The organism is Rahnella sp. EDr1-12, from assembly GCF_049206505.1.
In the GTDB taxonomy this organism is placed as follows: domain Bacteria; phylum Pseudomonadota; class Gammaproteobacteria; order Enterobacterales; family Enterobacteriaceae; genus Rahnella; species Rahnella rivi.
In genome coordinates, this window is sequence record NZ_JBLZNY010000001.1 from 208,827 (window position 1) to 221,570 (window position 12,744).

11 protein-coding genes are annotated in these 12,744 nt (G+C 58.6%); 6 read left to right on the top strand and 5 right to left on the bottom strand.

Features of this window, described 5'->3' with window-relative positions:
• Positions 1 to 72 precede the first annotated feature (72 nt).
• Entirely contained in the window at positions 73 to 648 is a 576-nt protein-coding gene (locus ACO0U8_RS00850) for a HutD family protein (RefSeq protein WP_421670094.1), read from the bottom strand.
• Complete coding sequence (locus ACO0U8_RS00855) at positions 645 to 2,018, bottom strand: formimidoylglutamate deiminase (protein ID WP_421670095.1); 1,374 nt, start codon at positions 2,016 to 2,018, stop codon at positions 645 to 647. The genes ACO0U8_RS00850 and ACO0U8_RS00855 overlap by 4 nt, the downstream gene beginning before the upstream one ends.
• Positions 2,019 to 2,282: 264 nt before the next feature.
• Here ACO0U8_RS00855 and hutC point away from each other — a divergent pair, with 264 nt between their 5' ends.
• The 6 genes from hutC to ACO0U8_RS00885 all read left to right on the top strand — a co-directional run bounded on the left by hutC (position 2,283) and on the right by ACO0U8_RS00885 (position 8,856).
• Positions 2,283 to 3,083, top strand: a complete 801-nt coding sequence (gene hutC / locus ACO0U8_RS00860; protein WP_183848144.1) for a histidine utilization repressor — start codon at positions 2,283 to 2,285, stop codon at positions 3,081 to 3,083.
• Positions 3,084 to 3,184: 101 nt separating this feature from the next.
• The gene (gene hutI, locus ACO0U8_RS00865) at positions 3,185 to 4,444 is read left to right on the top strand and encodes an imidazolonepropionase (RefSeq protein WP_414071133.1); all 1,260 of its coding nucleotides are present in this window, start codon (positions 3,185 to 3,187) and stop codon (positions 4,442 to 4,444) included.
• Entirely contained in the window at positions 4,441 to 5,265 is an 825-nt protein-coding gene (gene hutG / locus ACO0U8_RS00870) for an N-formylglutamate deformylase (protein WP_421670096.1), read from the top strand. The genes hutI and hutG overlap by 4 nt, the downstream gene beginning before the upstream one ends.
• A 126-nt stretch (positions 5,266 to 5,391) precedes the next feature.
• Entirely contained in the window at positions 5,392 to 6,141 is a 750-nt protein-coding gene (locus ACO0U8_RS00875; protein WP_421670097.1) for an ABC transporter ATP-binding protein, read from the top strand.
• A 20-nt stretch (positions 6,142 to 6,161) separates the two neighbouring features.
• Positions 6,162 to 7,142, top strand: coding sequence for an ABC transporter substrate-binding protein (locus tag ACO0U8_RS00880; protein WP_122095412.1), 981 nt, complete (start codon positions 6,162 to 6,164; stop codon positions 7,140 to 7,142).
• 55 nt (positions 7,143 to 7,197) lie between these two features.
• A complete protein-coding gene (locus tag ACO0U8_RS00885) occupies positions 7,198 to 8,856 on the top strand; it encodes an ABC transporter permease (protein WP_421670098.1) in 1,659 nt (552 codons plus the stop codon).
• Here the strand turns inward: ACO0U8_RS00885 and ACO0U8_RS00890 are convergent.
• The 3 genes from ACO0U8_RS00890 to mlc form a co-directional block, all read right to left on the bottom strand.
• Entirely contained in the window at positions 8,853 to 10,361 is a 1,509-nt protein-coding gene (locus ACO0U8_RS00890; protein ID WP_421670099.1) for an MDR family MFS transporter, read from the bottom strand. The genes ACO0U8_RS00885 and ACO0U8_RS00890 overlap by 4 nt on opposite strands.
• A gap of 119 nt (positions 10,362 to 10,480) precedes the next feature.
• The gene (gene bioD, locus ACO0U8_RS00895; protein WP_056777489.1) at positions 10,481 to 11,167 is read right to left on the bottom strand and encodes a dethiobiotin synthase; all 687 of its coding nucleotides are present in this window, start codon (positions 11,165 to 11,167) and stop codon (positions 10,481 to 10,483) included.
• 198 nt (positions 11,168 to 11,365) lie between these two features.
• On the bottom strand, positions 11,366 to 12,589 hold the full coding sequence (gene mlc, locus ACO0U8_RS00900) for a sugar metabolism global transcriptional regulator Mlc (RefSeq protein ID WP_056777491.1): 1,224 nt from the start codon (positions 12,587 to 12,589) through the stop codon (positions 11,366 to 11,368).
• Positions 12,590 to 12,744 lie beyond the last annotated feature (155 nt).

Here is a 12,744-nt window from a genome sequence, read left to right on the forward strand (position 1 = left end):
CTGTATAGACAAGTGAAGCTAAGAGTTCACCCGAACCAGACCGGAGCCTGTCGGGTGGCTGTACGCTACTGATTAGTGAAAGACGATCGCGGCCCAGAGCAGCAAGCTGTCCGGGTGTTCTGTGTGTATCCGGGCGGTGTCCGCGCGGGCAGCCGGTGTGGCCCGGTAAAACCCCTCGCCCTGCCTGATGCGCCGTCCGTCCGGCATCTGCCATTCACCGCTCACGACATAGATCACACCGCTCTGATCGGTGGAAACGGACAGCGTTTCCCGTGCGGCGATCACCCGCGCGTGGCACACCGCCCGGCGCGTCATGATGTTGAAATCGGTGGTGACGCCTGCGGTCAGGCGGGCGGTGATCGCCATTTCGCCGGGGAAAGCAAAGGGTTCACCGGTGCGTGTCAGGGAGTGACTGATGTCCGGTGGCGCGAGCAGCTGTGCGCCTGCGCCGGAAAGCAAAGTGATGGAGCGGTCAATGCCGGGAAAAGCTGAAAACGGGCCGTCCTGCGCGATAGTGGCGATGCTGGCGCGCCAGTCAAAATCGGTGTTTCCTTGCGCAGCGCTGAGGATTTCGCGGGTTTCCCCACCGCCGTTACGCCAGGGGGTGACCGGCAGCCCGGCCAAAGTAAAATGCTGCCAGCCGGTCATGCGACGTCCTCCGCCAGTTGCTTAAGCACCCGCAGGAAATCTGCGGCGGCGGTCTGTTGCTGCGCGTGTTGTCCGTCAATAATTCGGGCAATCCCCCCGACATAAACGTCGCGGATTTGCCCGGCGTGACCGGCAAACAACCAGCGGTTGAGCAGCTCACTGTTTTGCGCCGCCGCCAGATAGGGATCGTTGCCGTCCAGCACCAGCCAGTCGGCGCGAAAACCGCTGGCGAGTTTACCGACGGGAACGCCGCACGCCTGCGCCCCGCCCTGTAAAGCCTGTGAATACAGCACATCACCCACCGAGTGTTGATGCGCCAGCGTCAGACGGTTACGGCGCTGATCGCGCAGACGCTGGCCGTATTCAAACCAGCGCAGTTCTTCCACGACGTTGAGCGAGACGTGGCTGTCGGAGCCAATGCCCCAGCGGCCCTGGTGCCCGAGGTACTCCACACCGGGGAAAATACCGTCGCCTAAATTGGCTTCCGTCGTCGGGCATAATCCGGCGACAGCGCCGCTTTTCGCCATGCTGGCAAGCTCAAAACGGTCGGCATGGGTGGCGTGAATAAGACACCAGCGGCTGTCTATATCGAGATTATCGTAAAGCCAGGTGATCGGTCGCTGGCCGCTCCAGCCGAGGCAGTCATTCACTTCTTTCAGCTGTTCGGCAATATGAATATGCACCGGCGAGTGCGCATCGCCCGCTGCCAGCACCTCACGCATTTGCCCGAGGGTCACCGCGCGCAGGGAGTGAAAGCACAGCCCGCTATTTTGCAGAGGTTTGCCGCTGATCTGCTGGTGAACCACCGCCTGCTGTTGCAGATAGCTGTCCACATCCTGAATAAAGCGTTTCTGGCCGGGCTGCGCAGGCTGCCCGCCAAATCCCGCGTAGCGATACAGCACCGGCAGCAGCGTCAGGCCGATACCTGCCTGCTCCGCCGCGGCGCTTAACTGCGCGGTCATTTCACCGCGATCGGCATACGGCTGCCCGCTGACATCATTGTGCAGATAATGGAATTCGGCGACCTGGGTATAACCGCCCCTGAGCATTTCTATGTACAACTGGCGGGCGATGATACCGGTTTGCTCCGGCGTCAGGCGTTGCACCATGCGATACATCAGGTCGCGCCATGTCCAGAAACTGTCCTGCGGATCCCCGGCGACTTCCGCCAGACCGGCCATCACCCGCTGGAAAGCATGCGAATGCAGGTTAGGCATTCCCGGCACGACCGGCCCTGAAAGCCTGATGCAGTCTTGCGAACCGCTGCCTGCGGTGACCGCCGTCAGCATTCCGTCAGCATCCACGTCCAGACGTACATCGTGCGCCCAGCCTTCGGCGAGTAAAGCGCGTGAAGCAAAATAAGCAGCCATGACATCGTTCCTGATTAAACATGGGGAAACAAAACCCGATGTGAGAAAGTTTTGAGCAACTTGTCTATACATATACATATGCCTGATTGCGCTGTAAACTTGCAACAGGAATTTTTTTGATTTTTGTTTCCGTCGTCCTCTTTTCGTTTGCCTGCCCGTGGTGGACACTACGGGGCTGTATCAGGGATCCCATTCAGCCATTGCACATCTGACAATGCGTGTGAAATGAAGAGCGTTGAAAACTCAATGAACGAGGTAAAAGACATGTCGGAGCCGACGCCACTTTTGCAGTACGGTGCAGCGCAACAGGGAGTGTCCCAGCAGACATTGTCCGAACTGGCCGCCGCGATGAGCGACACCCCCGCCCCGATCTATCAGCGCGTCAAACAGGCGATCGTCAGCCAGATCCGCGCAGGCGTGTGGAAACCGCATCAGCGTGTGCCGTCGGAAAGCGAACTGGTGAACGAACTGGGCGTCAGCCGCATGACCATCAACCGGGCACTGCGCGAACTGACCAGCGAAGGTTTTTTGATCCGCATGCAGGGTGTCGGCACGTTTGTTGCTGAAGCCAAGGCTTACACCCCGATGCTGGAAGTGCACAACATTGCCGATGAAATCGCCCGGCGTGGCCATCGTCATGACAGCAAAATTCTGGTGTGCGAAGCGCGGCTGGCCGATGCCGCTCAGGCGCAACAGATGGAAATCGCCCCCGGCGCGATCCTGTTCTATTCGCAAATTGTCCATTACGAAGACCGGGTGCCGGTGCAGATTGAAGAACGTTTCGTCAACCCCGAGACTGCGCCGGACTATCTGCAGGAAGTGCTGAACAAACAGTCGCCGTACACGTATCTGATGACCATTGCGCCGCTGACCGCCGGTGAGCACCGCGTTGAAGCCATCAGTGCCAGCGACGAGCAGCGGGAGCTGTTGCAACTGGGCGAACATGAGCCTTGTCTGCTGATCCATCGCCGCACCTGGAGCGGCAACCGCGTGGTCACCTCGGCGCGTCTGATTTATCCCGGTTCCCGTTATCAGCTGTTCGGACGTTTCACCAGTCACGGTTAAGCGGCTTTTCACTTGCCGGTTATCGGCGAATGCGCTAGGTTGACTTTAGTTGTCTATACAAGATGATTATCCCGACAATTGATCGCCACCTGGAGCCTGCCATGCCGGTAACAACGTCCCCGCACTCTTCTGCCCCCTCCCGCGATTGTGACAGCGTATGGCGTGGTGCCACGCTGGTCACCATGCAGGACGGGCACTATAACCTGATCGAAAACGGCGTGATCGCCGTGCGCGACGGCCACATTCTCTGGGTCGGCAGTGAGGCCGACTGCCCGGATTTTCCCGGCGCCGTGGAACATGCGTTTTCAGGCGGGATCATCACGCCGGGGCTGGTTGACTGCCATACGCATCTGGTTTTCGGCGGTGACCGCAGCGCAGAGTTTGAGCAACGTCTGAACGGCGTGAGCTACGCCGACATTGCGGCGGCAGGCGGCGGGATTTTATCGACGGTGAACGCCACCCGCGCGGCCAGCGAAGAGGAGCTACTGGCGCAGGCATTGTTCCGCCTGCAACCGCTGCTGGCCGAGGGCGTGACCTGCGTGGAGATTAAATCGGGTTACGGCCTGAGCGTGGAAAGCGAAATTAAAATGCTGCGGGTGATCCGCAGGCTGGGCCACATGTTGCCGGTTGAGGTGAAATCCACCTGTCTTGCCGCCCACGCCCTGCCGCCGGAGTTCAAAGGCCGGGCTGATGATTACATTCAGCTGATTTGTGACACCCTGCTGCCGGTGGTTGCCAGAGAGCACTTGGCGGACGCCGTGGATGCTTTTTGCGAACACCTGGCGTTCTCGCCGGAACAGGTCGAACGGGTTTTCACTGCCGCTCAGGCTCTCGGCCTGCCGGTGAAAATTCATGCTGAACAACTCTCTTCCCTGCACGGCAGCGCGCTGGCCGCACGTCATCACGCGCTGTCTGCCGATCATCTCGAATACGCCACCGACGCCGACGCCATCGCCATGGCGGCCAGCGGTACCGTGGCGGTGTTGCTGCCGGGCGCGTATTACCTGCTGCGCGAAACGCAGTGCCCGCCCGTCGCCCTCTTTCGCCAGCACGGCGTGCCGATGGCGCTGGCCAGTGATGCCAATCCGGGCACGTCGCCCGCCCTTTCCCTGCGTTTAATGCTGAATATGGGCTGCACGCTGTTTCGCCTCACGCCGGAGGAAGCGCTGGCAGGCGTGACCTGTCACGGCGCACGCGCGCTGGGTTTGCAGGCCACACACGGCACGCTGGAGGCGGGAAAAGTCGCCGATTTTATTCACTGGCCGCTTTCGCGTCCGGCTGAGCTGGTTTACTGGCTGGGTGGTCAGCTGCCCTGCACCGTTGTTTATCGTGGTCACTCCCGTGGAGACGTTCGTTTATGAGCCTTTCAGCTAGTCACGTTATCGCCAATCCTTACCATTTTATCCGGGGAACTGCGCCGTTGCTGATCAGCATTCCTCACGCAGGCACGCACCTGACGCCGGAAGTCGCCAGTGGTCTGACGGATGCGGCGCTGCCGTTGTCTGATACCGACTGGCATATTCCCCGCCTGTACGATTTTGCGCGCGCGCTCGGTGCCAGCATTCTGGTGGGTGAATATTCCCGCTTTGTGATTGACCTCAACCGCCCGGCGGACGACACACCGCTTTATGCCACGGCCACCACCGGGCTGTTTCCCGATACCTTGTTCGACGGACGCCCGACCTTTAAACCCGGCATGGAACCGACCGCCGCACAGCGTCAGCAGTATCTGGCACAAATCTGGCAGCCGTATCATCAGACCCTTCAGGCGGAACTGGCGCGGATGAAACAGGAATTTGGCTATGCGTTGCTGTTTGATGCGCACTCCATCGCCTCGCGCATTCCGCGGCTTTTCGAGGGAAAACTGCCGGATCTCAATCTGGGCACCAACGACGGCGCGAGCTGCCTGCCGGGGCTGAGCGACGCGGTGGAAGGCTGTTGCCGGCAACAAACGCGGTTTAGCCACGTGCTCAACGGGCGTTTTAAAGGCGGATACATCACCCGCGAGTACGGGCAGCCGCAGGCCGGCCAGCACGCGGTTCAGCTGGAGCTGGCACAGGTGAATTACATGGAAGAAATCGAGCCCTTTGCCTGGTCGGAAGACAAAGCCACCGAACTTCAGGGCGTGCTGAAACCGCTGCTGGCGGGCATGCTGGCATGGGGAGAGGCGCACTACCGTTAACCCTTTGCGGTGCAGGTTTCCGGCCTGCACCCTCCGTTTTCCCGCGCAGCGCCTGCTGTCATTTCCCCGTCACATAATCTCTTTAGGCTCATCTCACCAATAAGTCCCAAAGAGGATAGTACCGTCATGAACATTCCAGCTTTTACCGGCGGGAATGCGCCACCGCGCATTGCTTCTCCCCCCGCTATCGCCATCCATCAGGTGTCCCATTTTTTCGGGAGCAACCGGGTACTCAATCACGTCAATCTTTCGGTGCCTGCAGGCACGATCCTCGCCCTGCTCGGCCCTTCGGGTTGCGGCAAAAGCACGCTGCTGAAAATGCTCGCCGGTTTATTGCAGCCCGCCTCCGGCCAGATCTGTTTTGACGGCAACGTCGTCGCCAGCGGAACGTTCAGTCTGCCGCCGGAACAACGCAATCTCGGCATGGCTTTTCAGGATTACGCGCTGTGGCCGCACATGAGCGTCGGGCAAAACGTCGCGTTTCCGCTGCAAATGCGCGGTATTCGCGGCGCAGCCCGCCACGAGAAAGTGATGGCCGCGCTGGATCGGGTCGGCCTGGCCGATTTCGTCTCCCGTCGTCCTGCCGAGCTTTCCGGCGGTCAGCAACAGCGTGTGGCACTGGCGCGGGCAATTGTCGCCGAGCCGCGCATTTTGCTGTTCGACGAACCGCTGTCCAATCTTGATCGCGACCTGCGCGAAAGCCTGTGCGAAGAGATGGCAACGCTGCTGCGCCAGCTTGGCACCACGGCGGTGTATGTCACCCACGATCATCACGAAGCCCGCGCCCTGGCTCACCGGATCGCACGCATGGATCAGGGCGCTATCGCCAGCATTGACCTGAATGACGCCTCCGTCGTTTCCCCTTTTGTTGCTTAACCTCTGATGGAATTACACACATGAATCGCACACGATTTTCCGGAACCAAAACAGGCGTAATCACCGCAATGACTCTTTCTCTCGCAATGGCAGCAGGCAGCGCGCAGGCGCTGACCCTCTATACCGCCGGGCCGGGTTCGCTGGCTAAAAAACTGGCGGCAGGCTATGAAAAACAGACCGGCGTGAAAGTCGATGTTTTTCAGGCAACTACCGGTAAAGTGATGGCACGACTGGAAGCCGAACAGGCCAATCCGCGCGCTGACGTCCTGATTTCCGCCTCGTGGGACACCGCGACCGATCTCGAACAGCGCGGCTGGCTGCTGGAATACCAGAGCCCGAACGCAGAACAGGTGCCGGCGCAGTTTAAAACGCCGTATTACGTCGCGCAGGGCATTTCCGCGCTGGGCATTGTGTGGAACACCAAAAGCGGCACCCCGGAACCGAAAGACTGGGGCGACCTGACTAAACCGGAGTTCAAAGACAAAGTCACCACGCCGGATCCCTCTCTTTCCGGCGCCTCGCTGGATTTGCTGATCGGGTTACAAAATGCCCACGCTCAGCAGGCATGGCAATTATTTGATGACCTGAAAGCCAACGGCATGATTATCGCCGGGCCGAACGCGCAGGCGCTGACGCCGGTGTTACAGGGCGCGAAAGCGGCAGTGTTCGGCGCGGTGGATTACGTTTCCTACGCCAGCATGCAGGACGGCGAATCGGTCAAAGTGATTTTCCCGGCCAGCGGCACCGTGATTGCTCCGCGCCCGATGATGATCCTTAAATCCAGCCAGCAACAAAAAGACGCCAAAGCTTTCATCGATTATGCCCTCTCGCCGGAAGGCCAGAAGCTGGTGGCAGATGCCTGGCTGATGCCGGCGCGCACGGACATCGACGCCAAACGTCCGTTGTTCAAATCCCTGAAGCTGTTGCCGGAAGACCCGCAGGCTTCTGCCTCACGTAAAGACGTTCTCGATCGTTTCGCAAAACTGTTCGCCCAGCCATAACGCCCGCCGGGCTGCGTTGCCGCAGGTTGCGCAGCCCGTTTCTGAGAAACAAATCATGAATAAGAACGCTTTTTTACCGGGCGTGACCGGCCTTGCGCTGCTGTTGCTGGTCGCCATACCGGTGAGTTTTGTGGTGTTACAGGCGGTTTTTCCGCATCTGGACACCAGCAGCTATGATGCACCTTTCAGCGCATTTCGCCACGTTTTCGCCGAACCTCAGCTCTCAGGGCTTATCGGTACGACCTTACAGGTCGGGCTCGGCGTGGCGTTATGCAGTGGGCTTATCGGTATTCCGCTCGGCGCCCTGCGCGGATTGTTCCGGCTGCCGTGCGCCGGGCTGTGGGATGTGCTGTTTCTGGTGCCTTTTTTACTGCCGCCTTACATCGCCGCGCTGTCGTGGATGCTGGCGTTGCAGACCAACGGATATGTGCAGCAACTGCTGCCGTGGCTGCATCTGAATGATTTCCTGTTTTCCCTGCCGGGGATGATCGTGGTGATGACGCTGAATATCTTTCCGGTGGTCTATTTCGCCGTCTCACGCAGCATGGCCGCCAGCGGCAGTCGCCTGGCCGATGTGGCGCGGATCCACGGCGCGGGCCCGTGGCGGGCATTCTGGCGGATCACGTTACCGATGGCCTTACCGGCGATGGCATCCAGCCTGTTGCTGGCATTCACGCTGTCAATTGAAGAGTACGGCGTGCCCGGCGCACTCGGTTCACGCAGCGGCATTCTGATGCTGACCACCGGCATCGAGCAGCGCCTGGCTGACTGGCCGATCGATTTGCCCGGTGCGGCAGTGCTTTCACTGGTGCTGGTGGCGATGGCGCTGTGTGCTTACAGCGTCCAGCGCGCGGTGCTGGCGGGTAAAAATGTGGAAAGTATGACCGGCAAACCGGCAGACCTGACGCAAAAATCCCTGGCTGGCCGGACGATCCCGGTGATGATTTTGTTTTCACTGGTGGCGCTGATTGCCGTCGCGCTGCCGCTGCTTTCGATGCTGGCGACCGCATTTTCCGGCACGCTGTCAGGCGGCCTTGCGCTTTCGAATCTGACCCTGCGGCATTTCAGCGCGCTGTTTGCTGCGCACGGTGACGCGATCGGGGCGCTCTCCACCAGCCTCAGTCTGGCGGCGGGTACGGCGCTGATCGCCGGGCTGACCGGGTTTCTGGCATCCTGGCTGGTGGTGGTACGGAAAATTCGTGGTGCGGCGTGGATCGACGGGCTCTCTTTGCTGCCCGCTGCGCTGCCGGGCATTGTGGTCGGCGTCGGGTTGATTCTGGCGTGGAACCGCAGTTTCTGGCCGGTGACGCCTTACAACACCTGGGGGATTTTGCTGCTGGCCTATTGCTGTTTGCTGCTGCCGTATCCGGTGCGTTACGTCAGCGCAGCGCTGAAACAGATTGGCGGAAATCTCGATGCGGCCGCGCGGGTGCATGGTGCCACGGCGGCACAGACCTTACGGCTGATCCTGCTGCCGCTGGTGTTTCCAAGCCTGCTGGCGGCGATGATGATGGTGTTTGCCGTCGCTTCACGTGAACTGGTGACCTCCCTGCTGCTCTCCCCGGCGGGCGTACAAACGGTGTCGGTGTTTGTCTGGCGGCAGTTTGAGCAAGGTTCGGTGGGCGACGGAATGGCGATGGCGTCCGTGGCGGTGTTACTGAGCCTGACGCTGATGTTAGCGGCGTTCAGGCTACAGCAACGGCAGGCGGCTTAACTTTCCCGCTGAGGTTGCGGGTGCGGGCGGTCGCCGGAAGGGATCAGTAAACCGGCGGCGACCGCCAGTACCGAAATCACCGCCGAGACCACAAACACCCAGTGCAAAGAGGCCGCAACACTTTCGGTTATAGCACTGAGCTGACCGGCTTCCATCGCGCCACGCGTGGCTTTCTCCATCAGTTGCTGTACCGGATCGTTCACCCCTGGCAAACGGAATTGCAGATTAAGATTGAGCGTCGCGCCCAGTAACGCCGTGCCGATGGCCGACCCGAGCATGCGGGTAAACAATGTGGATGCCGTGGCAATTCCCCGTATCTCTGGCCCGACGCTGTTTTGCACCGAAACGATAAACGTGGTGTTACACAATCCCATGCCCGCACCGATGGAGAACGCCGCCAGACGCGCAACCCACAAGCCGGACGTCGGTGAAAGTAACAACAGCGCCAGACTGCCGCCCACCAGCAAAATCCCGCCGATGACCGCCGTGGCGCGGTATGACGTCGCCTGCATCAGCCGGCTGCTTAACATACTCGCCAGCGGCCAGCCAATCGACATCAGCGCCAGCGTGGTGCCCGCCTGTAACGGCGTGCCGCCAAGCACGCCCTGCACGTAAGTCGGCAGAAACGCGCTGATCCCCATCATGGTCGCGCCGATAATCAGGCCGCCGACGTTACCGGCGATGATCACTTTGCTCTGCCACAATGCCAGCGGAAACAGCGGCTCCGGCGTTTTACGCTCCTGACGAATCAGCAACAGCGCGCTGCACACGGCCAGCGCAATCAGCCCCAGCGCCCAGTAACCCAGCACTTCGGCCTGCAGCAGCGCCAGCAGTAACGCCGCCACCGAGAGGGTCAGATAACCGGTACCGGCCAGATCCAGCTGATGCTGTTTACGCTGTCCGTCCGGCGGCAGGTATTTGATTAAAATCCCCATCGCCACCAGACCGATCGGTACGTTGACCCAAAACACCACCGCCCAGTGGAAATGCGACACAATAAACGCGCCCATCAGCGGCCCGACGATGGCCGAAACACCCCACACGCTGGAGAGATACCCCTGCGCTTTCGCCCTTTCCTGCGGGCCATAGACGTTGGCGATAAGCGTGGTCGCAATCGGCGTGATCGCCCCGGCGCCCAGCCCCTGCAACGCACGAAAACCGATCATCCAGCCAAGGGATGGCGCGAAGCCACAGAGAACGGAACCGATTAAAAACAGCGTGGTGCCGATGAAAAACATTTTCCGGCAGCCGTACAAATCGGCCAGCCTGCCGTACACCGGCACGGTGATCGCCTGGGTCAGCAGATAGACGGCAAACACCCAGCCAAGCAGGGAGAAACCGCCCAGATCGCCAATGATGGTCGGCATCGCGGTCGCGACAATCGTCACTTCCACCGCCGCCATAAACATCGACAACATACAGGCGATGAGGATCAGCGGTCGGTGGGCATTTTTAACGACAGGATCGTGCGCAGATTGTGTTTCTGAGGTGTGAGTGACGGCCATGTTCTCTTTTTTCTTCAGATTGATGCGTTAATGCTAATCCCGAATTATAGACAAAAAAACGGCTCCGGGTCAGAGAGACGGAGCCGTTTAATTGATGAGCAGATTTTACAACGCTGACGTCAGGCGCGGGTCAGGGTTTTCAGATCAAAGCTTGAGAGGTCGATAAACTTCGCCATATCGCGGCTTTCTGCGCGGGGTAAATAGGGAATTTCACCCAGCAGCGGTGCCGAAATATTGGCGGTCAGCGCATCGATAGTCTGCTGATAATGTGCAAGGCATGGGTTAATTCGATTCGCCACCCACCCTAACAAGGGTAAACCGTCGGCAATAATAGCCTGCGCGGTTAATAGCGCGTGGCTGACACAACCTTCCTGAATACCGACCACTAACACCACCGGCATATTTTGCTGGCGCACCCAGTCGGAATATAAAAGATGCGGAGTAATCAACGTTCTCCAGCCATCACATCCTTCCACAATCACCGAATCAGCCTCTTCCCGCATAAAATTGAGGCCACTGGTCATTATTTCAAACACATTCTCAGGTATTTCACTGGCATAAATATCTTCATCAGTTAATGCCAGAGGCGTTATTTTTTTGAAAGGATAAGCAATAGAAGATGACTGCTGGAGAGTTACCGCATCTTTATTTCGAACCCCGTCGGCCAACTCCTGGCTGCCTGTTGCAATAGGTTTATAGCCCAGAACGCAGCGATCCTGCGCGGCTAAGGCCTGAAGCAAGGCACGTGTGACAATGGTTTTACCTACACGGGCATCCGTACCCGTGACGAAAAAGTGCGTTAACATGGAATTCAGGCTCCGGGATCTCTCCGTCTTATTGAAAGATAATCTCCGGTAAAAAACACCGCCAGAGACAAAGTAACGACGGAAAGTCTAGGCGATGCGAGATGCGAGCGGTTTGCGTTAGCGCAATGTTTTGTTGACCAGCGAACGAAAGCTTATTCTGATTTATTTTAAATCAGACAGTAACGTTATAAAAAAAACTCAGCCTTGCAGAAGCTTAATCAGTAATGATCCGCTGTAGAGCGCGTCTTTAACTAATGCCGCGCCAGGCATTGTTCCCTGATTATAAAATTGCGTGGATTCAAGTTTGATATTTTCGCTATATGCAGGAAGTGATTGCTGCTGAATACAGGACATTATCGCCGGATGCAGAATATCCTGAGATAAATTAAGCGGTGAGCCGATGAGCACTTTTTCCGGATTGAACAGATTGACCATGATCGCCAGCATCCGGCCTACGCTCTGGCCGACGCCGATAATGACATCGCGCGCCAGCTGATCGCCCCGGTTGGCGGCATCACAGACGGCTTCAATGGTCAGCGACACGCCGTGCAGCAGGCTGGCAGGCGCGGATGCCGTCAGACGCTGGCGCACCAGTTCGAGAATGCTGTCGGTGCTGGCCACGGTTTCCAGACACCCGTGATTGCCGCAGTAACAACGTTTACCGTAAGGATCGACCTGCGTGTGACCGATTTCCACCACGCTGCTGCTGCCCGCATGCAGCACGCGCCCGCTGGTGATCACCCCCGCGCCGACGTTGTGATCGATAACAATCTGCACCACGTTTTTGCAGCCGCGCGATGCGCCGTATAACGCTTCCGCCAGCGTCCAGGCGCTGATGTCATGTTGTACGAAAACCGGCAAACCGGTGTGTGTGCTGAGCGTATCGCCAAGCGGCATATCGAACACGTCATGGTAAAACGGCATACGGTGCACAATGCCGCGCCGCGCATCAATCATGCCCGGTAAGGTAATGGCGATAGCGGTAAGGCGTTCGAGTTTGCGCTGGTGACGGATGAAGAACTGGTCGATTTCGGCGATGATGCGCTGCATCAGCGGCTGCGGAGCCTGCTCGGGCAGCGGCAGCACCTCTTCCACCACCAGTTTACTGCTCAGATCGCGCAGCCCCAGGGTGATCGACCCCAGGCTGATGCGTGCGGAGAGATAATGCCAGGCCTGAGTATCAAGAGCTAAACCGATGGCGGGACGCCCGCGGCTGCCGGGATCCTGAAATTCCGTTTCCAGCACAAGATGCGCCTGAATCAGTTCACGGACAATTTTGGTGATACTGGCGGGAGCCAGCTGGGCTTTTTTGGAAAGCTCAATGCGCGAAATAGGACCAAACTGATCGATCAGGCGATACACAGCACCGACGTTGGTTTGTTTGATTTGATCAATATGGCCGGGCTGCCCATCGGGGATCACTCAAGGAACTCCTGTTATTTTCGCGCTTCAAAATAAAGATTAGAGGCTATGGTGGGGTTTTTGCTATATGTCGTCAACTATTTGATTCGTTATGTGATTCGGTGCACATATTGCGTGAAAACACGTTCGGAATTGACTGGAAATACAGCAGATTT